This is a genomic window from Paenibacillus beijingensis, from assembly GCF_000961095.1.
GTDB lineage: Bacteria > Bacillota > Bacilli > Paenibacillales > Paenibacillaceae > Paenibacillus_O > Paenibacillus_O beijingensis.
Window position 1 is genome coordinate 2,583,787 of record NZ_CP011058.1, and the last position, 26,450, is coordinate 2,610,236.

At 51.8% G+C, this 26,450-nt stretch carries 25 protein-coding genes and 1 pseudogene; 12 read left to right on the plus strand and 14 right to left on the minus strand.

Features of this window, described 5'->3' with window-relative positions:
* The first annotated feature begins 153 nt into the window (after positions 1–153).
* Together VN24_RS11715 and VN24_RS11720 are read left to right on the plus strand one after the other, a co-directional pair.
* Complete coding sequence (locus VN24_RS11715) at positions 154–1,224, plus strand: SDR family oxidoreductase (RefSeq protein ID WP_045670556.1); 1,071 nt, start codon at positions 154–156, stop codon at positions 1,222–1,224.
* Positions 1,225–1,395: 171 nt separating this feature from the next.
* Positions 1,396–1,620 (plus strand): nuclear transport factor 2 family protein, encoded by a 225-nt coding sequence (locus VN24_RS11720; RefSeq protein ID WP_052702906.1) that lies wholly within the window; start codon positions 1,396–1,398, stop codon positions 1,618–1,620.
* 145 nt (positions 1,621–1,765) lie between these two features.
* Here VN24_RS11720 and VN24_RS11725 read toward each other — a convergent pair whose 3' ends face one another.
* From VN24_RS11725 to VN24_RS11745, 5 genes are all read right to left on the minus strand, one after another.
* On the minus strand, positions 1,766–2,056 hold the full coding sequence (locus VN24_RS11725; protein WP_045670557.1) for a hypothetical protein: 291 nt from the start codon (positions 2,054–2,056) through the stop codon (positions 1,766–1,768).
* Between the two features lie 50 nt (positions 2,057–2,106).
* Positions 2,107–2,859 carry a hypothetical protein gene (locus VN24_RS11730; protein WP_045670558.1) on the minus strand — a complete coding sequence of 251 codons (753 nt, stop codon included), beginning with the start codon at positions 2,857–2,859 and terminating at the stop codon, positions 2,107–2,109.
* 15 nt (positions 2,860–2,874) lie between these two features.
* Positions 2,875–3,189 (minus strand): hypothetical protein, encoded by a 315-nt coding sequence (locus VN24_RS11735; protein WP_045670559.1) that lies wholly within the window; start codon positions 3,187–3,189, stop codon positions 2,875–2,877.
* 162 nt (positions 3,190–3,351) lie between these two features.
* Positions 3,352–3,708, minus strand: a complete 357-nt coding sequence (locus VN24_RS11740; RefSeq protein ID WP_045670560.1) for a spore coat protein — start codon at positions 3,706–3,708, stop codon at positions 3,352–3,354.
* A gap of 12 nt (positions 3,709–3,720) precedes the next feature.
* Positions 3,721–4,002: a ferritin family protein gene (locus tag VN24_RS11745; protein WP_045670561.1), complete on the minus strand. Its 282-nt coding sequence runs from the start codon at positions 4,000–4,002 to the stop codon at positions 3,721–3,723.
* A 163-nt stretch (positions 4,003–4,165) separates the two neighbouring features.
* Here VN24_RS11745 and VN24_RS11750 point away from each other — a divergent pair, with 163 nt between their 5' ends.
* The 6 genes from VN24_RS11750 (at position 4,166) to VN24_RS11775 (ending at position 10,206) form a co-directional block, all read left to right on the plus strand.
* Positions 4,166–5,023 carry a copper amine oxidase N-terminal domain-containing protein gene (locus VN24_RS11750; protein WP_045670562.1) on the plus strand — a complete coding sequence of 286 codons (858 nt, stop codon included), beginning with the start codon at positions 4,166–4,168 and terminating at the stop codon, positions 5,021–5,023.
* Between the two features lie 355 nt (positions 5,024–5,378).
* Entirely contained in the window at positions 5,379–6,056 is a 678-nt protein-coding gene (locus VN24_RS11755) for a Crp/Fnr family transcriptional regulator (protein WP_045670563.1), read from the plus strand.
* 47 nt (positions 6,057–6,103) lie between these two features.
* On the plus strand, positions 6,104–7,018 hold the full coding sequence (locus VN24_RS11760) for a nucleoside hydrolase (protein ID WP_238590891.1): 915 nt from the start codon (positions 6,104–6,106) through the stop codon (positions 7,016–7,018).
* Between the two features lie 30 nt (positions 7,019–7,048).
* Entirely contained in the window at positions 7,049–8,401 is a 1,353-nt protein-coding gene (locus VN24_RS11765; protein WP_045670564.1) for an extracellular solute-binding protein, read from the plus strand.
* 83 nt (positions 8,402–8,484) lie between these two features.
* Entirely contained in the window at positions 8,485–9,351 is an 867-nt protein-coding gene (locus tag VN24_RS11770) for a carbohydrate ABC transporter permease (protein ID WP_045670565.1), read from the plus strand.
* A 15-nt stretch (positions 9,352–9,366) separates the two neighbouring features.
* Complete coding sequence (locus VN24_RS11775) at positions 9,367–10,206, plus strand: carbohydrate ABC transporter permease (protein WP_045670566.1); 840 nt, start codon at positions 9,367–9,369, stop codon at positions 10,204–10,206.
* Positions 10,207–10,236: 30 nt separating this feature from the next.
* Here VN24_RS11775 and VN24_RS11780 read toward each other — a convergent pair whose 3' ends face one another.
* Positions 10,237–11,106, minus strand: a complete 870-nt coding sequence (locus VN24_RS11780) for an AraC family transcriptional regulator (RefSeq protein ID WP_045670567.1) — start codon at positions 11,104–11,106, stop codon at positions 10,237–10,239.
* Positions 11,107–11,348: 242 nt separating this feature from the next.
* Here VN24_RS11780 and VN24_RS11785 point away from each other — a divergent pair, with 242 nt between their 5' ends.
* Positions 11,349–12,530 (plus strand): LLM class flavin-dependent oxidoreductase, encoded by a 1,182-nt coding sequence (locus VN24_RS11785; protein WP_045670568.1) that lies wholly within the window; start codon positions 11,349–11,351, stop codon positions 12,528–12,530.
* A 593-nt stretch (positions 12,531–13,123) separates the two neighbouring features.
* On the opposite strand, the gene VN24_RS11790 is transcribed toward VN24_RS11785, so the two are convergent.
* The 4 genes from VN24_RS11790 to VN24_RS11805 form a co-directional block, all read right to left on the minus strand.
* Complete coding sequence (locus tag VN24_RS11790; protein WP_045670569.1) at positions 13,124–13,954, minus strand: carbohydrate ABC transporter permease; 831 nt, start codon at positions 13,952–13,954, stop codon at positions 13,124–13,126.
* Positions 13,955–13,968: 14 nt separating this feature from the next.
* Positions 13,969–14,844, minus strand: a complete 876-nt coding sequence (locus VN24_RS11795; RefSeq protein ID WP_045670570.1) for a carbohydrate ABC transporter permease — start codon at positions 14,842–14,844, stop codon at positions 13,969–13,971.
* 87 nt (positions 14,845–14,931) lie between these two features.
* Positions 14,932–16,206, minus strand: a complete 1,275-nt coding sequence (locus VN24_RS11800; protein WP_045670571.1) for an ABC transporter substrate-binding protein — start codon at positions 16,204–16,206, stop codon at positions 14,932–14,934.
* Between the two features lie 284 nt (positions 16,207–16,490).
* Entirely contained in the window at positions 16,491–17,291 is an 801-nt protein-coding gene (locus tag VN24_RS11805) for a helix-turn-helix domain-containing protein (RefSeq protein ID WP_045670572.1), read from the minus strand.
* 261 nt (positions 17,292–17,552) lie between these two features.
* On the opposite strand from VN24_RS11805, the gene VN24_RS11810 reads away from it, so the two are divergent.
* From VN24_RS11810 to VN24_RS11820, 3 genes are all read left to right on the plus strand, one after another.
* Entirely contained in the window at positions 17,553–18,002 is a 450-nt protein-coding gene (locus tag VN24_RS11810; protein ID WP_045670573.1) for an SRPBCC family protein, read from the plus strand.
* Between the two features lie 385 nt (positions 18,003–18,387).
* On the plus strand, positions 18,388–19,008 hold the full coding sequence (locus VN24_RS11815; protein WP_045670574.1) for a DedA family protein: 621 nt from the start codon (positions 18,388–18,390) through the stop codon (positions 19,006–19,008).
* A 289-nt stretch (positions 19,009–19,297) separates the two neighbouring features.
* On the plus strand, positions 19,298–20,584 hold the full coding sequence (locus VN24_RS11820; protein ID WP_045670575.1) for an amidohydrolase: 1,287 nt from the start codon (positions 19,298–19,300) through the stop codon (positions 20,582–20,584).
* Between the two features lie 112 nt (positions 20,585–20,696).
* On the opposite strand, the pseudogene VN24_RS27365 reads toward VN24_RS11820, so the two are convergent.
* From VN24_RS27365 to VN24_RS11835, 4 genes and pseudogenes are all read right to left on the minus strand, one after another.
* A pseudogene (locus VN24_RS27365) lies at positions 20,697–20,810 on the minus strand (IS30 family transposase); the annotation flags it as partial.
* A 195-nt stretch (positions 20,811–21,005) separates the two neighbouring features.
* Positions 21,006–24,137 (minus strand): efflux RND transporter permease subunit, encoded by a 3,132-nt coding sequence (locus tag VN24_RS11825; RefSeq protein WP_045670576.1) that lies wholly within the window; start codon positions 24,135–24,137, stop codon positions 21,006–21,008.
* A gap of 69 nt (positions 24,138–24,206) precedes the next feature.
* Positions 24,207–25,592: a sensor histidine kinase gene (locus VN24_RS11830; RefSeq protein WP_045670577.1), complete on the minus strand. Its 1,386-nt coding sequence runs from the start codon at positions 25,590–25,592 to the stop codon at positions 24,207–24,209.
* Positions 25,585–26,268: a response regulator transcription factor gene (locus tag VN24_RS11835; protein WP_045670578.1), complete on the minus strand. Its 684-nt coding sequence runs from the start codon at positions 26,266–26,268 to the stop codon at positions 25,585–25,587. The genes VN24_RS11830 and VN24_RS11835 overlap by 8 nt, the downstream gene beginning before the upstream one ends.
* Positions 26,269–26,450: the final 182 nt, after the last annotated feature.

Below are 26,450 nucleotides of genomic sequence, written 5' to 3' on the forward strand. Positions count from 1 at the left end.
AAACCGGATTCAAAAAACTAAATCATTAGTACAACAAAATAAGTCTTGAATCATCACGCAGATGTGTTATTATACGATTGTACGAAAAAACTAGAACAATAAAATTAAACACCAAGCCTCATCCCGAATAACAGCAAAAGGAGCTGTCTATCGATGAATCACGACGCGACAACAACCCGTAAAGTGGCACTGGTCGCCGGGGCACAAGGGGTTATCGGCCGCAATCTGATCGACTATCTCGTGACGCAGGACGACTGGGAAGTCATCGGCTTGTCCCGGCGCGGCGGACGATCGGAGGGCCTGGTCCGGCACGTTGCAGTCGACTTGCTGGATAAGGACGACTGCCATGAGAAGCTTGGCGGCCTTTCCGAAGTGACGCATATCTTCTACGCCGCGTACCAGGATCGGCCGACGTGGGCCGAGCTTGTACCGCCCAACCTCGCCATGCTCGTCAATGCCGTCGAGACGATCGAAGCGGCTGCGGCAAACTTGCAGCACGTCAGCCTGATGCAGGGCTACAAAGTTTACGGCGGGCATCTGGGCCCGTTCAAGACACCGGCGCGCGAGACCGACGCCTACTTCATGCCGCCTGAATTCATGTTCGACCAGCAAACGTTCCTTGAGGGGCGGCAGAAGGGAAAAGCTTGGACCTGGTCGGCAATCCGTCCGGCTGTTGTGGGCGGGTTCGCGCTTGGCAACCCGATGAACTTGGCTATGGCAATTGCGGTCTACGCCTCGATTTCGAAGGAACTCGGGCTGCCTCTGCGCTTCCCGGGCAAGCCCGGCGCGTATGATAAGCTGCTGGAAATGACCGATTCGGGGCTGCTGGCGCGGGCGACCGTCTGGGCGGCAACCGATCCGAAATGCGCCAACCAGGCATTCAATATAAATAACGGGGATCTGTTCCGCTGGAGCGAAATGTGGCCGAAGATCGCCCGCTATTTTGAACTGGAGGTGGCCCCTCCGCTGCCGATGTCGCTTCATATCGTCATGGCCGATAAAGAGCCGCTTTGGAACGCCATCATCAAGAAGTATGATCTGGGGCCGCACCCATACAAGGATGTATCGTCATGGGGCTTCGGAGATTTCGTATTCTCCTGGGACTACGACATGTTCGCCGACGGCTCGAAAGCGCGCCGCTTTGGCTTCCATGAATATATGGACACCGAAGCGATGTTTTTTGCCCTGTTCGACGATTTCCGCCGGCGCAAAATCATTCCATGAGCTCATACCGTCAGCCGGCACAAAGGTCACGAGGTGTAAAACTTTCAGCGCATAGTCAACCCTCTGGCATTCCACGCGAAGGCTCGTCATTTACATGATGAGAGAATGTCACTATTATGGTAAAATATCTCTGAAATTACGATGAGCCATTCGAGTGAAGGAGGAGTGAACGTGACGCAGCAGGATGCCATTATTCGAACAGTTAATAAACTGTTTATTTCGACGGATGAGCGGGACTGGGAAGCCGTCAAAAGTTGTTTGACGGAAGAAGTGTGGCTTGATATGAGTTCGATGGGAGCCGGGGAGCCGGCGACGGTCAGCGCCGAACAAATTGTCAGCGGCTGGGATGAAGGGTTAAGAAAGCTTCATGCGATCCACCATCAAACGGGCAATTAATCATATAAAGTAATACCTATGCGGCGCAAGGGTGCGATTTCGATCGATAATACCCGCGCATTCGCAGGTTTAGCAAGGAAGGACCTCCGACTCCGCTTTGTCAGCGAAACTGGAGGTCCTCCTGTCGTTTAAGCGGACAACTTGTTTAGAAACAGGTGAACGTCTCGATTTGTCTTAAATCGATTCCGGAATACACCCAGAATCTGCCGGTCCATCTAAACCCGGCCACCGAAGTGCGCCCTACAAATGTGGGGTAAAACCAGAACGTGTTGCCGTTGCGCAGCCAAACAAACGTGTTTCGGAACAAACAGCCGGCGATGGCTCCCGGATCAACGGCAAACGCCGACACGGCAGGCTTGGGAGGGGCGAATTGCGGAGGGGGAGAAGCCGGCGGCTGCTGCATTCCTTGCGGTCCTAGAGGCGGCATAAAAGCCATATGATTTTCCACTCCTTGAATTTATTAGGGAAAGAGCATAGATGCTGCGCTTAAAACAGGGATATAAGTTTGGTACCGATAATGGATACGGACAATCTGGAGGACGAAAATTGTGCGCCGTCCCATGACAGCAGGTTCTCGACATAGCCTAATGTGTCGGCATTCGTCGTTCCGATAATGCGCTGCAGTGCGAGTAAATCGTATCCGGCACTTTTGGTATCCGTGACGACCGGCATTAAAGCGCCCAAAGCAAGTACTTCGCCTTGAACGGGGCTTTTGAGCCTGCCGTTCTCATCGTAAAACTGCGACAAGTAATTGGAGCTTCTGCCGCTGATGTCAATCGTAAACAGGACGTCAAGCGGCGGGCTTCCGACGCCGACTTTATACATGTTTTCATAATTGACCTTGAACGTAATCTGGCTGTTGTAGCTTTGGTAATCGAACAGCTGCCGGAGAATGTTATTGCGGAACGAATAGATATAAAAGATGCCGTAGCCTCCGCTGCCGCCGGATTCGATGCTGACCAATATATCCGCAATGCGATCCTCCTGAAAGTCCCCGAGAAAGAGCCGCGCGTCGTAGCCGGCATTGTCCGGAAGCGGAACGGCCGCCTCCATGTTCGACCGCCCATCCCGGATGACAAGCGTGATGTTGTCGGCAAAGACGCCTCCCGCTCCATCGGGCTTATGGCCGGTCAAATAGACGCTATCCGGTATTCCGTCCCCGTTAACGTCGCCTCGCTTGAAGTCGAGCAGAAACACGTTTTTTGGAGCGGAAGCACCGGCTTGATAGATGAGTTCCATCGCTACATAATCTCCTTACGATAACAACGCGATCACAAGCAATTCAAACAGGACGAGGGGCAAAATGACGTCGTTGTAGTACTGCTGGCCGGCGATGAAGCCGCGTCCGGGCACCCCGCCCGGAAGTTTCAAATACAGAACGCCTCGTTCGCAATGTAGGACGGTCCCCTCGAAGACGTCGCCGTCCATCGTTTCGACCCGAACATGGCGATTTTTATAATGGTGGCAAATCTGGTGCATGTTCTCCCGAACCGACTTCAACGTATGCGTTATATTTGGATCGGCTTTATACAAGGTTTGCTGCGCGGACTCCGTGTTCTGCAAGCTCATATGTGAACCTCCGTTTGCGATTTGAACTTTGTTCCATTGTATGCGCATGCCCAGATGCAGGTGCGCCTTGACGATCGGATCAGTGAAACGACACTTCATAAAAATAAACAAAGCGCAGGGGAGAGGACCCTGCGCTTCGTTATGGAGGGGATCGGAATCCCGCTATTGCAATGTTTGGGTTTGATAAGGGAATTGGGTGGAATAGCCGTTAAACTGCTGGTACGCTTGGTCCAGCGTTTGCTGCTGCTCGGCTTCTAATTTGTAGTGCCCTTTGCGGAACATCAGCTCGAACAGCTCATACTGGCATTGATGCGTTTCATTCAAGATCGTCATAATGTCTTGATGAAGGTACGAATGGCTTGCCTCCCGGGCGGAGATGTTGAAGCTGTCGGTTAAATATTTTTCCAGTGCCAGAATGTCGTTGACGCGGTCGCGGTCATTCATTTCCGGACCTTTCACCTGCGGCTCATTGGCCGGTTTCGGGTTTTGAATCGTTTGCGAAGTTGGATTCGGACTCATCGCGATTCTCCTTTACTGTTGAGGTTGGGGAACCTTCTTCATTTCCTCGGTGTTGTTGTTCTGCAAATGTTTCAGCAGCAGCATATAATGCCGCTGATGCATTTGACCGGCCTTGTCGATCATTTGCACAATTTCGGGGTCCGTGCATTCCTGTGCAAAATGGCGGCATTTTTTCATCGCCAATAGCTCCCACGACAATTGATCCTTTAAATAGTTCGAGTCTTTCACGGTAATCACTTGCGGTGGAACCGGCATCACCGCATTTTGCGGCTGCGGGGTTTGAACTTGCTGCATGTCGGGATCTCCTTTACTGCGAAATTATGGATCGCTTTCCGGGATAGCTTTCCGCAAAAATTAAAATTTCATTCTTTTTCGCTGTTCGCCCCGGTGACCCTCATAAAACGGCATCGACACCCGAACTATTTGGTGCACATCATTAGAGGAGGGATATAGCAAAATGAGAAAAAGTTGGATGGTTTTCGTATCCTGCGTATTGGCAACGAGCCTTATGGCGGGATCGGCATTTGCAAAATCGGAAGGCAGTGCAGGAAACGGGCAGAACGCGGACGCCCAAAGCAAGCAGGAGAACGGGAAAGTAAACGTTCAAATCAAGGTGAAAGCCGAAAAAGAAAAAACGGCGACTTCGGTTACCTATGACACATACGGCCACGACGGGTACAAAGGGCTTCTCGTTGCGATCGAAAATGTGAAGGACAAGCCTGCAGGCGCCGTTATTGCGGACCTTCTTTTAACCAAATACAACGCGCAGCTTACCGCTCAGCAGAAGGCCGAGCTTGAGGCGATCAAAGAGAAGGACGCTGCCTTGACGGTGGTTGCCGATCTGCTCGATCGCAAGGGGAGCGTAACCGAAGCGGTATATATTCAGAAAGCAGCCATTAAGGCGAATGTCAGAAATCTTGATTCTTATAAAAAGCTCGGCAAATTGTACAACAAAATCGGCAAAAAAGGCGTAAAGCTGTATGTGAACGGCGAAGAGCCGAAGGTTACAGTTGCTCCTTTCATCAAAAACGGCAGCACGCTCGTTCCGTTCCGCGCGATTTCCGAATCGTTAAAAGCGAACGTAAGCTATAATGCGAAACAGAAGCTCGTCATCGTCAGCCGCGGCGGGATTACCGTGAAGCTTTATATTAACAGCAAGATTGCATTCGTGGGCGGAACTCAAGTGAAGCTTGACGTACCGGCAACGATTGTAAACGGCAGCACCGTTGTGCCTGTCCGCTTTGTGAGCGAATCGTTGAAGGCCGTCGTGAAATGGGAGCAGGAGAGCAAGTCCGTCGTCATTTACGAGAAATAATACGGAACAGAGAATAATAGGGTACAAGGAAAAGGCGCCTTACATGAGGCGCCTTTTTGGCGTTTCGGTATGAACACAGAAAGCAGCTGTTGCAGTTTATCTGAACGGCTGCTTTTTTGGCATGAATTGGGCTTTACAATTTTTAATGTGATGATGATATGAGCCTAACACTCCGTTAATATACTGCCTTTATGAAACCAGAACGGGCGGAGGAAAGCGATTATGAAACGATTTTCGATTGAAATGTCGGTTACCCGACAGAAACGCGAACATTTTGCATCTATACTGAGCTTGTATTCATCGATGATGCCATGCCGTCAGCATGCAAAGATCCGCGGTGAAGGGGGACGGTGCGATGCTTAGCCTGCAAACCGCCGCTGCCCCTTCGGCTGCGAACGGTCAAGGATTTAACCGCAACCCGGTCTATGAGCTGTTCCGCAACTACGGAACGCTGCGGGAATTTCCGAAGAACACGTTCATTTTTACAAAAGGAACGCCTCCCTTTGCGGGCTACTTCATCGAGAAAGGCATCATTAAAATCTGCCAAGTTACAACGGAAGGACGGGATGTCACTTTTTTCGTCAGAAAAACCGGAGACGCTTTTGGGCTGGCGGAAATTATTTTGCAGCAAAATCATCCTTGCTATGCCCAATGTTTGCAGGACAGTCAAATCTGGGTGCTAAATGCCTCCGTCATTCGGGAAAAAATTGCGGCCGACCCGGACGTGAACCGGGAGATTATGGTCATGCTGACCAGCCGGCTGCTTCACCATCAGAGCACGCTTGAGCTGCTTGTTTCCAAGCCGGCTCCATGGAGATTGGCGTGGCTGCTTCAGCAATTAAGCGTTCCATCCGCGGACGGAAAACGGATTGTAGACATGGTACTCAATCACGAAGAAATATCGAATATGATCGGCTGCAGCCGTCAGACAGTCTCCGAGCTGTTAAGCAAGTGGAAGTCTAAGGGCATCGTCACTTATAACCGCAAGCATATGGTGCTCCAGAATTTGGAGAGCATGATCGAGGAGATCTAAGACATGCACGCAGCAGTATGGACGAGAGCAAGCATATAGAGAAAGTAGTGAAATTGTTGCCGAGAATCATTTTGGATACCGACATCGGAACGAACGCGGACGATGCGGTTGCGCTCGCTCTGGCTGTGAAATCGCCAGAAATTCGTCTTGAAGGCGTGACGACCGTTTACGGACAAGTGCAAGCACGCGCCGTAATCGCGGACAAAATCATGCGGTTATGCGGCGTGGAAGGCATCCCGGTCTACCCGGGCATTGAGCAGCCTTTGCTTCGTAACCGCCCTATGTTTAGAGCGGGACTCGAGCGCAAAGGATGGAGTCCGGACGACGAGGAGAAGGAATGGGACAAGCATGCGGTCGATTTCATTGTCGAGACGGTCATGCGGAATCCTGGAGAAATTACGCTTGTAACGATCGGCCCGCAGACGAATATTGCCGCGGCATTGATCCGGGAACCGCGCCTTTCCGAGCGGGTGAAAGAGATTGTCGTGATGGGAGGCGTCACGCGTCTGGCTTCGAACGGCCTCCACCTTTCGGCGCTGGAATTTAACATCCAGTGCGACCCGGAAGCGGCCTCGGTTGTATTTGCCAGCGGAGCGCCGATTGTAATGGTAGGGCTGGACGTGACGAGACAAGCGGTATTTTCCCGGGAAGAGAAGGATAAGATGGCAGCCTGCGGAACCCCACTCGCCCTGGAACTGACCGATATGATGCAATCCTTTATGGACTATATGGACCGAGACTTTTCCTATATGTGCGATCCGCTTGCCGTCGCAGCGGTCATCGACCGTTCGTTCATCCGAACGAGAAGAATGAACGTGAGCGTACATTACGATCACCGGGAAGATTCCGGGCAAACGATTGCCGAGCTTAGCGACAATGGAAATGTGGAAGTCGCGCTCGAGGTCGATACCGAACGTTATTTCCGGATGCTGCACAGCCGATTGTTTACTGCTTGTTCATAAAGTTAAAATCCTACACGAGGTGGATGTTACATGAAATCGAAGAAACAGGTAAAACGTTTGTCATGGACGGCTGTATCTTTGCTGCTCGCGGCCAGTCTTGCTGCCGGGTGCGGACAAAGCGGCAGCGCGCCTGCCGAAACGGCGGCATCGGAACAGAAGGATGCGTCCGCATCCGCTTCCGGCGTAACTGAAATCTCGTTTGTGTCTTATTCCAATTACGAAAAACCGCTTAAAAAAGTGATCGAGGCGTTTGAAGCCGGGCATCCGGACGTCAAAGTGAAGCTGGAGCTGAACCCGTTCGCTCAAATGATGGAAACGATCGAAATCAAGATGGGCTCCAAATCGAAAGACATGGATCTGTTGTTCGTCGATTCGCCGCTGGTCATGAATTATGCGGTGAAGGGTTACCTGGAGCCGCTGGACAAGCTGCTTCCGGAAGGTGCAAAGCAAACATGGGTGCAGTCGGCCGTAGATGCGGCGTCGTATCAGAATCAATTGATGGCTGCGCCGATGAACAATTCCAGCCAGGTGATGTACTACAATAAAGATCTGTTCCAGAAAGCGGGGGTTCCGTTCCCGGACGAAGACAAGCGGATGACTTGGGAAGAAGTAAGGGATCTTGCCAAGAAACTGACCCAGGATACGAACGGCGACGGGCAAAACGATCTGTTCGGATTCTCCTTTGATCAAGTGGGACGCGCTTATCAGCTGCTCGCTCTATCGGAAGGCTTGGGAGCCAAAATGATCAGCGAAGACGGCATGGTTTCCAGCGGATATACGAATTCGCCGGAAGCGGTCAAGGCATTCCAGTTCTATGCGGATCTGTTCAACAAGGACAAGGTCAGCCCGAAAATCAAAAAAGAAGAGTCCATCGACTACTTCACATCGGGCAAAGTGGCCATGTTCGTCGGGGCCAACCACAATCTGCCCAAGCTGAAAGCAGCCGGACTCAACTTTGGCGTCACGCTGCACCCGTATTTCGCAGGTCAGAAAATCGTCACCCCGACAGGGGCGTGGAATGTCGGGATCTCCAAGTACTCCGCGAACAAAGAAGCGGCAGCCGAGTTTATTCAGTTTCTGACGGTGGGAGAAGGTGCCAAGATCATGTTCGTGGAAGGCGGCACGCTGCCTCCGCAGGTCGATCTGCTCGATGAGATTGGAAGCAACCCGAAGTATGGACAGTTCCCGGACAATGTCATCCGGATTGCCGCCCGCGAATCGCGCGAAACGGCCGTTCCGCGTCCGCAAACGCCGGGCTACCTGGAATGGGAGTCGAATATGAACAAAGCTTTCGAAGATATGAAGAACGGTACGGATCCGAAGAAAGCGCTGGATGATGCCGTCAACATTATCGATAACCAGCTGAAAAAATATAAGCAGTAATAACGCTTGGATGAAGGGGAGATCGGCATTCTCCCCTTTTGCATCTTTGGAAACGAAACCCGACTATTTGAAAAGGTGGACGTATGAGAACGGAAAAAAACATAGGCGTGATCGTGCTGTTTTTGCTCCCTGCTCTTGCCGGCCTGTTTCTGTTTAAACTGTACCCGATCTTGAGCGGATTTGCGCAAAGCTTGTACACGGTACGCTTCTTAAGCGGCGAAAAAGTTTTTGCAGGATTACAAAATTACGTATCTTTGTTTACAGACCCTGTCTTCTGGGGTTCGCTCAACGTTACGCTATGGTTTAATGTCATCATTACTCCGCTGCAGATCGTGCTGGCCTTTGCTTTGGCTCTTCTGCTGAATGCCAAAATAAAACGCATTGCCTGGTTTCGCAGCATTCATTTCGTACCGGTAGCCGTCTCCGTTCCTACCGCCTGCATGCTGTGGAATATTATGCTCAGCCCCGAGCAGGGTCTCGTCAACTCAATCCTGATCGGGCTTGGGCTAAGTCCGCAGCCGTTTCTGTCCGGCAGCACGCAGGCGCTCGGGTCCATCATTGCAATCGCCTCATGGAAAGGCGTCGGTTACTGGGCGCTGTTTCTGCTCGCCGGGCTGCAGGAAGTGCCTGTATCGCTCTATGAAGCATCGTCCCTTGACGGGGCAGGCCGCTGGAAACAGTTTGTCCACGTCACTTACCCGATGATGAAGCGTACGCTCACTTTTGTTGTCGTCTCGGTAACGATCGCCAATCTGCTGCTTTTTGCCCCGATGTATATTTTGACGAAGGGCGGACCGGAACACAGCACGAATGTACTGATGCTCGAAAGCTACAACAACGCGTTCCAGTACTCCGATATCGGCAGGTCATCGGCGATTGTGATGATCATCCTGCTCATTACGCTGGTCATTGTGGCGCTTCAATTCAGATGGCTGAAAACATCCCACTAGAAAGGGGGCTTAAGTGTGAACCGGTTTGTCCGATCTCATTGGCTGCTCTACAGTACGCATGCCTTTTTAGCGCTCATCGTGTTGCTTCCGCTTTCCTTTGCGCTTGTATCATCCTTTCGTCCTTTGGATGAAATTTTTAAATATATGTCGCCTATTACGTGGAAAACGTTTCTGCCGACTCGCGTGACATGGGATGCTTATGTGTCGCTGTTTACGGAACGGGGGTTTGGGAGAATCTTCTTTAATACGTTTTTTGTCTCGTTTGTGAATGTGATCGCCGGGCTTGCGGTCGGATCGATGGCCGCATTCGCATTTGTCTTTTTTGAATTCCGGGGCAAAACCGCGCTGTTCGTGCTGGTGCTGCTTACCTTTATGATCCCGTTCGAAGTGATCGCCATTCCTTTGTACAGCCTTGTCAACAGCTTGGGATGGATCGACACGTATGCCGGCATCATCGTTCCGGGAATTGCGAACGGACTCGTTGTGTTTCTGTTCCGGCAATTTTTCCTCGAACTTCCGAAGTCTCTGGTTGAATCGGCCCGCATGGACGGGGCATCTTGGGTCCGCGTGTTTGCGAATATTGTGATGCCGCTGTGCAAACCTGTAACCGTAAGCGCCAGCCTGCTCATCTTTATCCAGCAGTGGGAATCGTTCATGTGGCCGCTGATCGCGACGCGATCCAAAGAATACAAGGTCATTCAAGTGGCTTTAAGCGATTTTGTAACCGAATATGCCACCTATTGGAACGAAATGTTTGCCGCCGCGATCCTTTCGGTCATCATTCCCGTGCTCGTCCTGCTTCCGCTGCAGCGCTATTATGTACAGGGAATCGCGAATACGGGGGCGAAGGAGTAGACTTCGCCTGCACTGTCGCAGGTTTGATTTTCAATTTAGCAGCCTTTGCAGCCGGTATTGCTTGGGAGGAATTCCGGCATTTTTCTTGAAGGCTTTGGAGAATGAAAACAAGTCCGGGTAGCCGACGGAATGAGCGATTTCCGTCAGCGAGTACGTCGTCTGCTCGAGCAGCAGCTTGGCTTCGTTCGTCTTGAGCTGCTGAATATACTGCACCGGCGTAAGACCGTAAACCCGGCGAAACTGTTTCGTAAAATGAGTGCGGTCGATTCCGACATATTTCGCGACGCTCCCAACGGTAATACCTTCCGCGTAGTGGATCTCCATGTAATCCACCCCTTTTTGCAGCCACGATAAGCTGTCGCTCCCGGTTCCTCCGCTTGGGACGCTAATCTTTGAGAGATGGTCGAAAATAAGAAGAAAGCGTGCCAAACGGCCGAAATCGTTATCGTTGCCCCCGGTGTGAACGACGTAATTGAAAAATCCCCACATGAGCTGGATCGCTTCGGCAGAAAGAATGCCGCTGCGATGCGGCGAACGAGAGGTCAAGCCGACAGCTTCCAGCAAATCGAGCGCTTTTTTGCCGTCAAACGCGACGAAAATTTTTCGAAGCGGCCGGTCCTGGGCCGTGAAGTACTCATGAGTGACCTGCGGAAACAGGCAGAACATATCGTTTTGGCCGAGTTTAAACGTTTGTCCATTCTGAATGAATGTGCCTTCTCCCTCGAGCACAAACATTAAATAATAATAGGCCGTTGTGCGCGGGCCGATATGATAATTCGGTTTGGCGATATTGTGCCCGAGTCTGATCGGCCAAGCAGGCCCGGCTTTTTCATAGTCCGTAGGTGTGAAATAATGAATATCCAAATATTCATGATGATCTTCGCGCATCGTTTGGTCCATTCGTGCACACCTCTTTTTCATAAACATTGCAATCGTTATTATTGAAAAATAATCAATATGATATGCCTATTTTAAAGGAGGAAAGACAAAAGGACAACAAAGGCATTGAAAATCGAAGCACTCATAATGACAAATAAAACCCACCTCGAATGACATGTACCAATTCCGGGTTAATTGCTATGCTTTAATCAAAAATAACCCAACCAATTCGGTTGGTTATTGGAAGAAGGGAAAGTCTAAATATGACGACCAACAATGATGTCCGGTTTGGATGGTTTTTGCCGACGGCAGGAGACGGAAAATATGTGGGAGTAGCGCCGGAGCGCAAGCCGACGCTCGATTATTTAGTTGATGTTGCGCAGACGGCTGAAAAAGCCGGATTCGGATTCGTTCTCATCCCGACGGGAGGAGCTTGCGTGGACGCGTGGGTTGTCGGCTCGGCTGTGATGAGCCATACAACAACGCTGCGTCCGCTCGTTGCGGTGCGACCGGGCCTGATCGCGCCGGTGCTGGCCGCTCGGATGGGGGCAGCGCTTGATGTGCTGTCGAACGGACGGGCGATGATTAATGTCGTGACCGGCAGCTCGGTGCAGGATTTGGAAGAGCTTGGCGATCCGCTTGCGCATTCCCATGATGAGAGATATGAGCGCGCGGAGGAATACCTGGAAGTGATGAAGCGGGCGTGGACCAATTCGGACGGCCTGGCAGCTTCGGAATTTGCCGAAGGGAAAGCGAACGATACGGCGGCGGGCGAGCCGTTCACGGGGAAATATTATCAATTCAACCGGCCGGTGAGTGCGCCGAAAACGGTGCAGCAGCCTCATCCTCCGTTCTTCCTGGGAGGCAGCTCGAAGATGGCCAAACAAATTGCCGTTCAATATGCCGACACGTTTCTGATGTGGGGCGAGCCTCACGACTGGATCCGGGAACAGATTGAAGAAGTGGAGGCAATCCGCAACGAATACGCTGTGGAAACCGGGGAAGAACGCACCCTCCGTTACGGTTTGCGCGCACAAGTGCTCGTCCGCGATACGGAGGAAGAAGCTTGGGCTGCGGCTTGGGAGCTGATCAGCCAAGTGTCGCCGGAGGCAACCCGGCAGGCGCAGCAATCGTTTGCCCAAACCGATGCGACGAATCAGCGCCGTCAGAACGAGCTGCGCGAGAAATCGCAGAAGGACCGGTTTGTGGCGGGTCCGAATTTATGGACCGGATTGTCGACCGTCCGTTCGGGCGGGGCGATCTTGATCGTCGGTACGGCGGAGCAGGTATCCGACCGGCTCATCGAATATGCCGAACTGGGGGTCTCGACCTTTATTTTGTCCGGCTACCCGCATTTGGAAGAAGCCGAAATATTCGGCCGTAAAGCGCTCCCTCTGTTTCATGAAAAATGGGCGCAAAAACAAAAGCAATTCGCGGCGCGATAAACTTCCCGATATTGAAACGCAACAAGGAGGCGCTGCGAGCAACGCCTCCTTAATGTGGTTCGCAATTTCGCAGTCATGGATAATGGAGATCCTAACGTACTTCCCCAATTCAGCTGTGAGAAATATGGCGGAGGGATGCAGGGTAAAGGTCACTTTTCAGCGTCTTTTGTCCATTCTCCCATCGGCTCAGGAAAATTATCTCGAACACTTCACTTCGGACCATTCACCAGGACCATTCCCGGAAGGGGAGGGTGTCTTTAGGAACATTCGCCTTTGCGTTCACTCTCGGACCGTTCACCTAAGCAGGCTGAAGAAAGTTCTGAGGAAAATTAAAAGTTTCACGTCCAGCCTTTCTTATCTGTCGACGCGAAACTATTGTTCGCCATTAAGGACCGGCGACAGCCGGTTCTGCTTGGTTCCTGAGCTAATGGGAGAGTGAACAAAAGAACTCGAATGGCCTTTCCTGAGCTAATGGGAGAGTGAACAAGAGAACTCGGATGGCCTACATGTTCGGGGGCAGCCAGCCAAGAGACGAGACGCGAGTACGATCGTGCAGCCGTTTCGGCGTATCCGGTGCGGCGTATCCGGTCCGCTCAGCCTTTCACCGAGCCTTGCGTGAGTCCGGAAATAATCTGGTTCTGGAACAGGCTGTACATCGCAACGCTCGGAACGATGCTGATGACGATCGCCGCAAACATCGAGGTGTAATCGGTTGTAAACTGGCTCGCAAAATAACGGATGCCCATCTGCATCGTCCGGGCTTGTTCGGAGGAGGTCAGCAGCATCGCATACACAAACTCGTTCCAGCAGGTCAGAAATTGAAACGTTGCCGCCGTTACAATGCCTGTACGGGAAATCGGCAGGATCATGTACACAAACTTTTGATAAAAGTTGCTTCCGTCCAGCAGCGCCGCTTCCTCCAGCTCGTTCGGAATCGAATCCATGAAGCCTTTAATAATAAAGACGGAAAGTGGAATCGATATCGCCGTATAGGTCAGAATGAGCGCCAGCTGCGTATCGTACAGACCGAGCTTGCTGATGAGCGTGTAATAGGGAACCATCAGCGCATTGATCGGCACCAGAATACCTGCGGTGATCGTGTTGAAAATCGCCGATCTGAATGTAAATTGATATCTGGAAAGCACATAACCGGCCATCGCTGCAATCAGCGCGTTCAATGCGGTCGCCGTCAAGCTGATCAGCATGGAATTGGCAAACAGCCGGCCTAAATGAGCGACCTGAAACGCGCTTGCATAATTGCCGAATTGAAGCGCCGCCGGAAAGGAGAACGGATCTCCCAGCAGCTCGACGTTCGTTTTCAACGAAGCTATTAGCAGCCACAGCATCGGGAATAACGTATAGACGAAAAAAACGGTCAAAATCGCCCAGAACAAAATCTTTTTAAGCAGCTCATAAATTTTCATAACCGTCTCCCGAATTACATGTCGTATTTTGCGGCACCAAATAATTTGCGAACCGTCACGATGACGGCGACGCCCACTGCAATCAGTACCGTGCCCAGAGCGTTGGCCGTTCCATAATGGAAATTTTGCAGCTCTTTATACAAATAGAGGACGAGCACCGAGCTGCTGTTGGCCGGGCCGCCGCCCGTCAGCAAAAAAACCTGCTCGAACTGCCGCAGCCCGTAAACCATCGCCAGCGTAACGCAGGTGGCAACGGCCCCTCTGATTAAAGGCAGCGTAATGTGCCAATCCTGCTGCATGCGCGTCGCCCCGTCTATGCTGGCGGCCTCGTAATAGGACTTCGGGATGGACGATATTTCCGCCAAAATAATAACCATGAAATAACCGATATAGAGCAGCCCGTAAGCAAGCACAGATGGAAAGGCGGTGCCAAGTCCTCCCAGCCAGTTGTGCTGCCATTGCGGCAATCCGATCCATTGCAGAAAGCCGTTGAGCAGCCCGTATTCATTGTTGTAAACGGCGCTCCACATCATCGCGAGCGCGATGCCCGAAATGACGTGTGGAAAAAAATAAATGGTGCGCAGCAGCTTCCAGCCCTTAGGTTTCCGCGATAAAAGCAGCGCGACCAGGATGGCGAGCGGCACTTGTATGAATCCTTCCGCAAATGCCCAGATCAAATTGTTGCGTATGGAAGTACGGAATACATCGTCCTGAAATAAGCCCATGAAGTTGCGGAGGCCGACAAATTCCGGACGGCTGAGGCCGTCCCATTTCATCAAGCTGATGGTGACGACATAACCGACCGGATAGATGAAATAAGCGGCAAACAGCAGTAAAGCCGGAAGCAGAAAAAGGAGGCTGCCTGTACGGAACCCGGTTGTGCGCTGCATATCGTGTGTCTCCTTTACGAAATGATCGCGAAACAAAGGCAGTCAAGATGTGGTTTGCGCCGGCACCTTGACTGTCATTTCACTGTGTTATTTGGCGTCGGCCTGTTTCAGCTGCTCGACGAATTGCTGCGGCGTATACTTTCCGAGCACCAGGCCGCTTAACGCTTGCGGAAACTCGGTGGCAACCGCCGAGCTTACGCTCGCCTGGAAATGTGGAATGATGTACGGCGCCGCTTCCATGCCTTGCTTCATCTCGGTTTGCAGCCGGTCGACCTTATCGCCTGCCGCAACATCATACTTGATGACGAACAGCGATCCGGAATCGAGCGATATTTTTTTCACATTGTCCGGCGAGGTCAAATATTTCAGAAACTTGACGATCGCTTCTTCTTTCCGTTTATCCTTTTGTTTGCCCACGGCAAGGCTTGCCTGTACAAAGCCGATATACTGCCCGGCCGCTCCTTTGCCGCCTTCATAAACCGGGGCAGGCGCGACTTCGATGGAGTCGTACAAGTTGGCGACGCCTTCTTTCTTGATCCGGCCGATGAACCAAGGTCCGTTAAGGAGTACCGCCGTCTTCTGATTTAAGAAGTGGCCGGCAGGATCCGTCAGTCCGACCGCATCATCGGTCGTGTAGTCGAACAGCTTCTTTAACACTTCCGCGGCCTGCACGAATGCCGGATCGTCAAATCCGCGCTTGTATACATCCGGGCCGCCGATTGCGGACAGCAGCTGCGAGTACCAGAGCATGGACGTCCAGCCGCTGCCTCCAGTCAGCTGCGTTGCGGGCGCGATACCTGCGGCTTTCAGTTTGTCGAAAGCGGCAAACAGCTCGGTGTACGTTTTCGGGAAGTCGTTTAGACCCGCTTGCTTGAACAGCTTCGTATTATACAGCACCGGCGTGACGCCGAATTCGAATGGAATCGAGTACACTTTGCCGTCGTACGACGCCCCGTCAAAGGCGTGATCGATAAACGTGCTTTTCCATTGCTCATCCAAATAAGGCGTCAGGTCGGCCAAATTTCCCGATTTGTAATACAGCTGCGCATCGGCCGAGTTGTCGAAAGAAAATAGATCCGGCGTTGAGCCGGTCGAAATGCTGGTCCGGATTTTATCTTTATATGCGCCGTAATCCGGGATTTCCTCCACGACGACTTTGATTTTGCCTTTGTTTTGTTCGTTAAAGTCGTTAATAACTTGCGCGACTGTGGCCGCTTTGGAGTCTTTCGCTACCCATATGCTTGGAAATTTGATTTCGATTTCCGATGCTTCGCCGCTTTTGGCATTTTGTGTGCAGGCGCTCAGCAGCGTGGAAATGGTCAGCATGACGGCAGGCAGCAGCAAGAGCGATCTCTTTTTCATCGTACATACACCCCTCGAATGGTTGACTGGTAAGTAATGAAACATATATTTATCAGCTCTCTAGTCGTCTAGTTGATATCCGATAAAGTAACTTGGTTTACTATATGTTTAACATAGTATCAATCCGGAGGGGCACAAGTAAATGTCATTTTTAGTTCTGAACAAATGTCATTTTGCGGTGACGAAAAAGACGCCCCTCAAAGTTTCCGTCGGTTTTCCCGCGAGGGGCTGTCCGGGCGGCAGCTTTAAGGGGCGTGCGTTAACATCGTGAAAAGCGTTTCTTCTTAATGAAGCTTCATATATTCGTCCGGCGTTTTGCCGACGATCGATTTAAAATCGCGGATAAAATGCGACTGGTCGTAGTAGCCGAGCTCCGCCGACAGTTTCGCAAACCCGATCTGCCGTCCGCCGTCGATCGCTTCGGCCGCATTTTGGATCCGGTACAATTTGATGACCCATTTCGGACTGACGCCGACGTATTGATTGAACAGCCGCTGCAGCTTTCGTTTGTTCATGCCGAACCGGTCAACCAGCTGTTCCACTTTCGTCAATTCATCCTCATCGCTGATGAGGTCGATCATCCGGTTGATCAGCACGACCGTTTCATCCGGGGCCGGGAGATGCCGGCGAAGAAAGGCGTCCGCGAGTTCAACCATCGTCCCCGGATCATCCTGGGATAAAATCGAATGCTCCAGCCTGCCGCCTTCCGCGCCGAAGATGCCGGCGATGCCGACGGGACTGCCCGTTAGTCTGGAGACGGGCCATTTGACAAACGGATAAAATCCGCCGGGCTTGAACTTGACGCCGAACACCCGCCCTTTTCCTTGAATCGTTTGGGACTGTTTGCTTTTGGCGACGCCGTATACGGCTGTTTTGCCGCTTTCAAAAATCAGATTGACGCAAGGATTCGGCACGACATCCTGCACATAGGGAGGCTGTCCGCTCAAATCCCAGCTCACGAGCCAGAAGTGCTTGACGAATCCGGCAAGATCCTCCGACGGAGCGTAACGGGCAAGCTGAAATTTTGTTTCGCCTTCTTTTAAATTCAACACGCCCATGCTGCGCGTATGGGATTGCAGGCTCATCAGTCTCACTCCTGTTGTTCGTATCGAACGAATGGAATTCGCGCAGGAAACGAGATTTTCCGGCTTTCCAGTTATTCCATACGGAAGGGGCGTTTACCTGCCGTGTCCGTCCGGAATGAGTCGTATGGATTGTGCATACGGGCGGCCGCGTTGTCGCGTTTTTACAATCCATTTTCGGAGCGGTAAAGGTATAATCGTTCTGACAACAGTGAAACAGCGCTGCAAACCGGATTTATTGATTTGACAAAGGAGCGGATCGAAGTGGAACTGAAATACGAATTTTATATCGGCGCGACGCCGGAGCAGGTATGGAATGCATTTGTTTCCCCGGAAGGAACCCGCAAAACGTTTTTCGGCTGCGTCATCGATTCCACCTTTAAAGAAGGGGAATCGATGGCCTACGTCGGTCCGGGCGCCGATGGCGATCAGACCGTCCATGTGTACGGCACCATTGCGGCGTATAAGCCGCATGAAGTGTTCAGTTTCATCGAGCATCCGGGACCGTCTTATCACCCGAACCACGAAGAGCTGGAGTCGAGAGTGACCTTTACGCTTGAGGTAGTCGGCGGATGTACGAAGCTGACGCTGGTCAATGACCAGTGGACGGAAAATCACCCTTCGCTTGAAAATGCGAGCGGCCATTGGTGGATGATTTTGAGCAACATCAAAACGGTCGCCGAAACCGGGAAAACGCTCGACTTCGGCTGGTGAAGCGGCAACTGCCCGTATTGAAGAGGAATGGATGATCTGCTTCATCAAAAAACCGGCTATTGAATGCTAAATGGCTTTGGTGCGCTTCAGGGGCGCTGCTTGGAACCGGTTAGGGCATTGGGATGGGAATCCCGTAATGTCCACTGGTTGCAGCCCCTTTGAAGTGTTTTTTTTGCGCGCAATCGAATGAAAGCGTACAGACCGCCGAAATTTTGCACGGAGGCATATTCTCGCATATATTTATTGTATAGAAATAATTTCTGGATTCACGCCCCTTCGTTATTGCATTTTTGCAAGTTTATGGGAAAATTTGTACATGGGGACTTTTTTGTTCCTGCGCAAGGCGGTTTACTAACGATCGGCAAGGAGGAAGGCAGGCGAACAGATGACGGAAGGGTTACTAATGCTCCTGAATGAATGGGGAATATGGGGCGTGCTTGCCTCTTTATTTATTGAAGGCAGCGCCTTTCCCTTTATAGGCACCTTTTTCATTGTAACCGTAGGGTTTGTGATGAACTTAACGTGGTTTGAAATTGCCTGGGTATCTTTGCTTGGAAGTTTTGTTTATGCCGTAGGCAGTTATGTTCCTTATTATTTAGGCTATAAATTAGGTAATTCCGTCGTGAACAGGCTGAGTCCGGCGCGAAGAAAGAGTTTGGAAAAAGCTACGGACGCTTTCAGTAAATACGGGATTTGGAGTGTCGCGATATCCAGTCCTCTTCATTTAGGAAATGTGGTTCCATTTGTAGCAGGCATGTCCAAAATGAATCTTCGCCAATACACATCACTGACCATGCTGGGCATCGCTCCTTCCACTTTTATATTCTTGAGCATCGGTCGATTCTATCCCGGAGATACCGAAGCGGTTATGGATACCATCGTTGAATACCAGTCGTTTGTACTTATCGGCTTTGTGATTATTACGGCTGCTTATGTCGGTTGGAAGGTTTACAAACAACGCCGGACAAAAAAGGCGCTGAACGAGGAATATAGCTCGGAAGGTTGAACAAGATCAAACGTTTTTCGGAGGACAATAACATTTTCCGATTGCCACCGCCTGGGTGTCAAGTTCTTGTCCAGGCTCAATGTCAATGATTTAATCCCATTCCCGACTACAGGGAAGGTGGAGCTTAGTAATTAGATTAACCGCCTTTTCTCAGTGGGCGGTTTTCTTTTGGTCGAAAATCAACAATAAACGAAAAAAGAGCCATTTCAAAGAAAGATGTGTTGGCTTGACCTTCACGTAACGGAAGCGTTTATGCTAATGGTATCTCAGGTGGGATATAGGAGGCATTATGAAAACACTGATAAGGGACGTCACCATCTTAACAATGAATGATGAGGCCCCGTTTGTAGGGGATATTTTGATTGATGAAGAGCGCATTACAAATATTCAAGCGGAAGTAATTGCTGATGCTGACGAGGTAATAAAGGCAACGGGCATGGTGGCTATGCCAGGGCTAATTAATGCTCATCAACATACACCGATGAGTTTGCTAAGAGGTTTTTCAGATGATCTCAAGCTCATGGACTGGTTGGACAAGAAGATGCTTCCTGCAGAAGCAAGAATGACCCCAGAAGATATTTATTGGGGCGCCAAGCTTTCCATGGCTGAAATGATCCGATCCGGTACGACGACGTTTGCCGATATGTATATCCATATGAATGAAGTTGCCTTTGCTGCTGAGGAGGTCGGAATGCGCGCCTCCTTAACCCGTGGATTGGTTTTTCTTGCGGATGATGGAGGCAAGAGGATGGGCGAAGCCCTTGATCTGATCAACCGTTGGACTGGAAAGGCTGAAGGGCGAATCACGACCATGTTGGGGCCGCATTCGCCTTACACATGCCCAAAGGAGCCTTTTAAGGAAGTGATCGCACTAGCAGAAAAACTGAAAATGCCTATACACACTCATTTGGCCGAGACGAAAGAAGAAGTGATTAAAATAAGAGAGAAATACAATCAAACACCGGCTGAGTTTTTATATAACATCGGTCTCTTTGAGCGTACGCACGCCTTGTTAGCCCACAGTGTGCATTTGAACAGTCATGATATAGGGTTACTAAAGGGGATGAAAGGAGGGGTCTCCCATAATCCTGTCAGTAACTTAAAGCTCGGATGTGGCATTGCTCCAGTCTTAGACATGATAGAGCAAGGTATTACGGTTGGATTAGGTACCGATGGAGCAGGAAGTGCGACGACTGTTGATATGTTTGAAGAAATCAAAGCCGCGACCTGGCTGCAAAAGTTAGATCACGGTGATCCGACGCGATTGCCGGCATCACAGGCCCTTCTCATGGCTACCCGAGAAAGTGCCAAATTGTTGAACATTCATGATGAAGTAGGCACTCTCGAGATTGGTAAAAAGGCTGATATTATTCTAATCGATATTAGAAAGCCTCATTTGCAGCCGATTCACCATATCGAATCACTCATGGCATACAGCGTGAATGGTGGAGATGTGGATACGACAATCGTGAATGGTAAAACCCTAATGCGCGGCAGACAGCTTCTCACTATCGATGAAGAGGAGCTGTTTAAACAGGTTTCCTGTCGTTCCAAGCGGATTACAGAAGGTGTATAAGTAGTTTCTTTCCCTTGTTCTCGTATATCTTTCCGCCAAATTGGTGGTTTCTTTTTTGCAGTAAGATATGAAGACAATCAAAGTGTTTGGAAACAAATAAATGAAGAAGAGAGTATTCCGACTTCCAACCAAGACATTTTCTTGGTCGGTGGTTGATGAGGTGGAGGGCATGAGCCAGTTCCTCGTCGGTAACCTCAGCAAAGTCTTTACCTTTTGGGGAAAACTCGATATAAGTTCTTATCTTTTAAAGATCTATGTTCTTGTCGGGTGACAGCAGTTTTTTTTCATCCAGGAGCATTTCATCGCCAATTTATCAGACATTTATATATAATCCAAATTATATAAAAAAGTATTTGGCAATACCGGATTAAAACGAATAAGGACCTTCAGGGAGTTCCCCCTGACGGTCCTTGTTCTAGGATCAAGCTGCCACGTCACCGTCTAATAACGAGTCGGATTCGAACTTGCGCTTCTTGCCTGTCATCAGGTAGAAGACGGGGATGACGACAAGCGTCAGCAAGGTCGACGTCGTAAGTCCGCCGATGACTGTAATGGCCAGACCGCCCGAGATAAGGCTGGTCGTCGACTGTGAGAGGGCGAGCGGCAGGAGCGCCAATATCGTCGCAGCCGCCGTCATCAGAATCGGTCTCAGACGCGTCTTGCACGCTTCGACGATCGCTTCCGTCAGCGCCATGCCGGACTTCGCGTTGCGTTCCACCCGGTCGAGCAGCACGACGGCGTTCGTCACGACGATGCCGACCAGCATCAGCATCCCGATCATGGAGCTCATCGACAGCGTCTGGCCGGTAATGAGCAAACCGCCGAGCGAGCCGACCGGAACGAACAGCAGCGACGACAAAATGATAAGCGGCGTGCGCAATCCGCCGAACGTGACGCTCATGACGAGGAAGACGAGACCGATTGCCGCGGCCATGGCGATCAAGATGTTCTGGAAGCCGCTGTTAATCATCTCGAGTCCGCCGCCGAATTGAACTTCAACGCCGCTTGGCAGCGTCAAGCTTTCAACGTCTTTCTGGACGGCAGCCGTTACGGCAGCCGTGTCCGAGCCTTTGACGGTGCCGCTTACTTTGGCATACATCTTCCCGTTGTCGTGGTTCACGGACACCGGCGCGGTTGTGACGCTCACGTCGGCGATATCCTTAAGCGGCTTCATACCTGCGCTTGTCGGAATCAGGATGTTCTCCAGCTGAGCCTGGGAAGTGATCTGCTGCGCGTACGACAGCCTGAGATCCCAGGATTTGCTGTCCAGCGTGTAGGTTCCGGCATCGACGGGCTTCAATTGCTCGCCAACCGCCTGCATGATCTGGAAGTACGACACGCCCGCGTCTTGTCCGGCCTGGTTGATCGTCACTTCCCATTTGGGCGTGACGTCCTTCAAGTTGTTCGTAACGTCCTTCAGCCCGTCGTTCTGATTCAACAAATTCTCGACTTGGCCGGCTGCCTTGGCCAGCGCGTCCCGGTCGGTAGCATAGAGGCTGACGTCGACGTTGTTGCCGGTCGGCGGCCCCTCGGCAGCGGCTTCTTTGATATCGACCGTCGTATCTGGAGCAACCGCGGTTACGGCGGCCGTAATGTCTTTGGTCGCTTGCTCGATCAGCGGTTCGGTCTCGGTTCCTTTCTGCAAATTGACGATAAAGGCCGCTTTGTTGTTTGAAGAACCGGAGCTGAACGGATCGCCCGCGCCGCCCCCGATGGTCACTTGATAATTGTCCACGCCGCCCAAGCTTTGAAGATACTGCTCCACCTTGGCGCTTGCCGCGCTCGTCTGCTCCAAGCCGTTCTTCGCAGGCAGGCTCAAGCTGATCTGAAGCGACGGGGCGGAGCCTGCCGGCAAGAACGAAACGCCAAGCAGCGGAATCGTGGCCAGGGAGCCGATCAGCAGCACGATCGCGCCGGTCAGCACGAGTGCCCTGCGTTTCAGGGCGCCGCGAATCAGCTTCCCGTAGCCGCGGACAAGCGCGCCTTCCTTCGGATGCGGCTTCACCTTGTTGAAAAACTTGGCGCCCAGAACCGGAATCAGCATCATGGACACAAACAGCGACGTCATAATGGCGATGACGACAGCGACGGCAAAAGGCCGGAAAAATTCGCCGATAATGCCCGACACGAAGGCCAGCGGAAGGAACACGACGACCATCGCAATCGTCGACGAGCCGACGGCGCTGATCACTTCCTTGGTGGCGCGGTATGCCAGCTCCTTGCCGCTCAGCTCGCTGCCTTTTTCCTGACGCCACCGGTATATATTCTCGATCACGACGATGCTGTCGTCGACGATTCTGCCGATCGACACCGCGATGCCGCCGAGCGTCATGATGTTCAGGGTGTAGCCCATTTGGTCAAGCAAGGCGATCGTCGCGAAGATCGAGATCGGCAGCGATAGAATGGAGATCAGGGTGGCCCTTACATTCCGCAGAAAAAGGAAGATGATGAGGACACAGAACAACGCCCCGTACAACCCTTCCCGGATCAGTCCGGATACCGATTCTTCAATTTCTTCCCCTTGGTCCGCAATGACATGGATATCCATGCCGACGGTGTTCTGATAAGAAGAGAGCAAGTCTTTGACTTCGTTCGCGACGTCGGCCGTATTGGCGTCCTGATTTTTCACGACTTGCACGACGTAGCTTTCCTTGCCGTTAAAGCGCGAAATCTCGTTCTGCTCAGAGACGGTCGTCACTGTGGCGATATCCGATAATTTGATGGCCGAGTCCGCGCCGGGATTGCCGGCGTCCGGACCGGCGCTTGGAGCGCCCGGTCCCGCACTAGAAGCGCCTGCACCTGCACCTAATCCGCCGCCAGCCTGCAGCTTCAGATCTTTGATCTGCTGAACGGCGTCCGTTCTGCCGACCAGGCGGATCGGAATCGTCGCATCGTCCTGACTGACGGAACCGAGCGGCAGCGCGTAGTTTTTGGCTTGGATGGCGCTTTGGATTGTGCTCAGCGAGATTCCGTATCGATTGGCTTTGTCTTTGTCTACGACGATGTTCAGATGCTCCGATTTGGTGCCGCTCAGCTCGACCGAGCTTACGCCTTCGATCTGCTGAAGCTTTGGCACGACTTCTTCTTCAAGCTGCTTTTGCAGCCCGGCCGCATCGTTCTTCGTGGAGAAAATGGCCGCTTCATAGATCGGTTGGGACCCCGCAGACAGGCGCTGCACGTTCACCGTTGCCTTTTCGGGCAGGTTCACTTTGGCCAGTGCGCCTTCCACGTCGGCGGTCATCTTATCCATGTCTTTGCCGAACGGATATTGCACGAAAATGCTGGCCGCATTCTCCGAAGAGGTGCTGGTTAGCGAATCGTAACCTTTAAGCCCGATCAAACTGTCCTCGATCGGCTTCGTGATGTCGGATTCGATCTCTTCGGTCGAAGCGCCCGGGTAGACGGCCTGAACGAATATGGCCGGAAAGCTGACGTCCGGGAACGTCTGCTGCTTGATGCGGGTCGTCGAATACATTCCGAGTACCGTCACCAGAATGCTAAGGATCACGACGGCAACGCCATTTTTCAAACTTATTCGGCTTAAATAATTCATACTCTCTCTCCTCTCGTCTCCTAAGAGGAGTATATAAAGCGAATTTGAACCCAATATGAACGGAGTTTATCAATTGGAGACGGAATGACCTCCGGCCTTCGGGAGACTCACGGTAAATGTCGTTCCATGTCCCGGCTGGCTCTCTACCGTTATTTCGCCGTGATGAAGCTGGACGATCCGCTTCGCGAGCGACAGGCCGAGACCGTTGCCTTTGACGGCGGCAGTCCGCGATTTGTCCGCTTTGTAGAAAGGGTCGAAGATATGGCCGCGATCCGCTTCGTCTATTCCGATGCCGTTGTCCGCCACCTTTACGGTCACGTTGTCTTCGCTTTCGGCGAGCGAGATATGGATTCGTCCGGATTCCGGCGTGAACTTGATCGCGTTGTGAAGGAGGTTCGTCCATACTTGGCTGAGCAAATCTTCATCCGCGTCCAGCACCGACTCCGCCAGCGAAAGTTCGATGTCAAGCTTCTTCGATTTCCACTGCGGTTCGCAGGCGATCACGACATTTCGCAGCTGCTCGTCAAGACGGACGGGCTTCTGATGAAAGGGCTGGTGACCGGACTGGAGCGAGGAGAGGCGCAGCAGATTTTGTCCCATCCGGGACAGACGCTCGCTTTCCTCCTCAATGATCGTCAAGTAACGAAGGCGCTGGGCTTCGTCCATCCGCTTATGCTTGAGCGCCTTTGTAAAACCGGAAATCGACGTGAGCGGCGATTGAATTTCGTGGGAGACGTTGTTGACGAAGTCTGTGCGCATCCGGTCCAACATTCCCAGCTCGCCGGCCATGTAATTAAAGCTGTTCGTCAGCTGGCCGACCTCGTCCTTCCGTTTGGAGCGGAGCGCGACGCTGAAGTCGCCGGCGGCGAGCCTGCGGGTCGCGGCGTTCAACTTCCGCAGCGGCTGAATGATGTAGCGGGCGAATATGAGAATAAGCAGGCTGCCGACTGCGAGCGCGATCGCCAAAACCGTCAAGAGAGACTGGCGGAATTTGTCGGAAAGAGTCTCAATGCTCTCGAACCTCGGACTAAAGAACAAGGCATAGTTTTGATCCTGCAGCTGCATCGGAAGGCCGATCAGCAAATAGGGCCCGCGTCCGATATGAGAGGCTTTCCCATGATAGATCCCGCCGCTTAGCACGCTTCCGATCTGCGCTTCGCCGAAGAAGCCGAGGGGACCCTGGGGATTATTATTATAGACCGGCTGTTTGCGTGAATTATAGATTTCGATTCGATATAGAAGAGAGAAGCCGTTTAAAAAAGCGTCCCTGTTCTCGGGAGAAGTTTGCTGCAGCGACGAAATGATATGCCTCCCGTTGCGGATCATCTGTTCTTCGACCAGTCCGTCCAATTGCCTGGAGTACAGCTGGTCGGAGATTGCGAAGCTGACCGCAAGGCTCAGGATAACAGCGCCGATAAAAACGAGTACGGTTCGCACGTAGAGGGACTTAATCATGGTATACCTCCAACCGGTAGCCGAGACCGCGCAGCGTCACGATGCGAAAGGCTGCTTCGTATGCCGCGAACCGCTCACGCAGGCGCTTGATATGGACGTCGACCGTTCGTTCGTCGCCTTCGTAATCCATCCCCCAAATCTGGTCGATAAGCTGGCTGCGCGTGAACAGCTGGCCGGGGTAGCTCGCCAATTTGTAGATCAGCTCGAACTCCTTTAGCGGAAGCGTCGCCATCGCTCCGTTCTGTTTGTCGACGATTTGGTAGCCGATCCGGTCGAGTGTCAAATCGCCCAACTGGATTTGCTGGTCGGTTGCGATGCGGTACCGCTTCAGCAATGCCTTCACCCGGAACACCATTTCCATCGGGTCGAACGGCTTGGTCAAGTAATCGTCCGTTCCGAGCTGGAAGCCTTTGATCTTCTGATCCGCTTCGCTCCTCGCCGTAACGATCAGAATCGGCATGTCGCCCATGGCGCGGATCCGCCGGCACAATTCGAAGCCGTCCAGCTTCGGCATCATAATATCGAGAATGACCATGTCAACCGATTGTTCGGAGATATATGTCCAAGCTTCTTCGCCGTTCGCCGTCTCGACGATGTCGAAGCCTTCGTCGGACAAGTACAAATTGACCAATTCGCGAATGTGCGGATCGTCGTCCACCACCATAATCCGGGTCATGTCGGGTCACCTATCCTTATCTGGGAGTGTGTTATTAATGTAATCGTTGTGGGGGTTGAATTGCAAAAGCGTTTTTTAAGGCAAAGGATAAAAGCAGAGTCCGAAAAACAAAAAAATCGCGTATTTACGCGATTTGTAGCAGAATTAATATCCGGGCGGGAGCGGGTCTTCCGCCTCGAAAT

What these genes read in the sequence shown, in the direction of transcription:
- VN24_RS11715 (WP_045670556.1), top strand. Translation starts at nt 154, where the DNA reads ATGAATCACGACGCGACAACAACCCGTAAAGTGGCACTGGTCGCCGGG.
- VN24_RS11725 (WP_045670557.1), bottom strand. Translation starts at nt 2,056, where the DNA reads ATGGCTTTTATGCCGCCTCTAGGACCGCAAGGAATGCAGCAGCCGCCG.
- VN24_RS11730 (WP_045670558.1), bottom strand. Translation starts at nt 2,859, where the DNA reads ATGGAACTCATCTATCAAGCCGGTGCTTCCGCTCCAAAAAACGTGTTT.
- VN24_RS11735 (WP_045670559.1), bottom strand. Translation starts at nt 3,189, where the DNA reads ATGAGCTTGCAGAACACGGAGTCCGCGCAGCAAACCTTGTATAAAGCC.
- VN24_RS11740 (WP_045670560.1), bottom strand. Translation starts at nt 3,708, where the DNA reads ATGAGTCCGAATCCAACTTCGCAAACGATTCAAAACCCGAAACCGGCC.
- VN24_RS11745 (WP_045670561.1), bottom strand. Translation starts at nt 4,002, where the DNA reads ATGCAGCAAGTTCAAACCCCGCAGCCGCAAAATGCGGTGATGCCGGTT.
- VN24_RS11750 (WP_045670562.1), top strand. Translation starts at nt 4,166, where the DNA reads ATGAGAAAAAGTTGGATGGTTTTCGTATCCTGCGTATTGGCAACGAGC.
- VN24_RS11755 (WP_045670563.1), top strand. Translation starts at nt 5,379, where the DNA reads ATGCTTAGCCTGCAAACCGCCGCTGCCCCTTCGGCTGCGAACGGTCAA.
- VN24_RS11765 (WP_045670564.1), top strand. Translation starts at nt 7,049, where the DNA reads ATGAAATCGAAGAAACAGGTAAAACGTTTGTCATGGACGGCTGTATCT.
- VN24_RS11770 (WP_045670565.1), top strand. Translation starts at nt 8,485, where the DNA reads ATGAGAACGGAAAAAAACATAGGCGTGATCGTGCTGTTTTTGCTCCCT.
- VN24_RS11780 (WP_045670567.1), bottom strand. Translation starts at nt 11,106, where the DNA reads ATGGACCAAACGATGCGCGAAGATCATCATGAATATTTGGATATTCAT.
- VN24_RS11785 (WP_045670568.1), top strand. Translation starts at nt 11,349, where the DNA reads ATGACGACCAACAATGATGTCCGGTTTGGATGGTTTTTGCCGACGGCA.
- VN24_RS11790 (WP_045670569.1), bottom strand. Translation starts at nt 13,954, where the DNA reads ATGAAAATTTATGAGCTGCTTAAAAAGATTTTGTTCTGGGCGATTTTG.
- VN24_RS11795 (WP_045670570.1), bottom strand. Translation starts at nt 14,844, where the DNA reads ATGCAGCGCACAACCGGGTTCCGTACAGGCAGCCTCCTTTTTCTGCTT.
- VN24_RS11800 (WP_045670571.1), bottom strand. Translation starts at nt 16,206, where the DNA reads ATGAAAAAGAGATCGCTCTTGCTGCTGCCTGCCGTCATGCTGACCATT.
- VN24_RS11805 (WP_045670572.1), bottom strand. Translation starts at nt 17,291, where the DNA reads ATGAGCCTGCAATCCCATACGCGCAGCATGGGCGTGTTGAATTTAAAA.
- VN24_RS11815 (WP_045670574.1), top strand. Translation starts at nt 18,388, where the DNA reads ATGACGGAAGGGTTACTAATGCTCCTGAATGAATGGGGAATATGGGGC.
- VN24_RS11820 (WP_045670575.1), top strand. Translation starts at nt 19,298, where the DNA reads ATGAAAACACTGATAAGGGACGTCACCATCTTAACAATGAATGATGAG.
- VN24_RS11825 (WP_045670576.1), bottom strand. Translation starts at nt 24,137, where the DNA reads ATGAATTATTTAAGCCGAATAAGTTTGAAAAATGGCGTTGCCGTCGTG.
- VN24_RS11830 (WP_045670577.1), bottom strand. Translation starts at nt 25,592, where the DNA reads ATGATTAAGTCCCTCTACGTGCGAACCGTACTCGTTTTTATCGGCGCT.
- VN24_RS11835 (WP_045670578.1), bottom strand. Translation starts at nt 26,268, where the DNA reads ATGACCCGGATTATGGTGGTGGACGACGATCCGCACATTCGCGAATTG.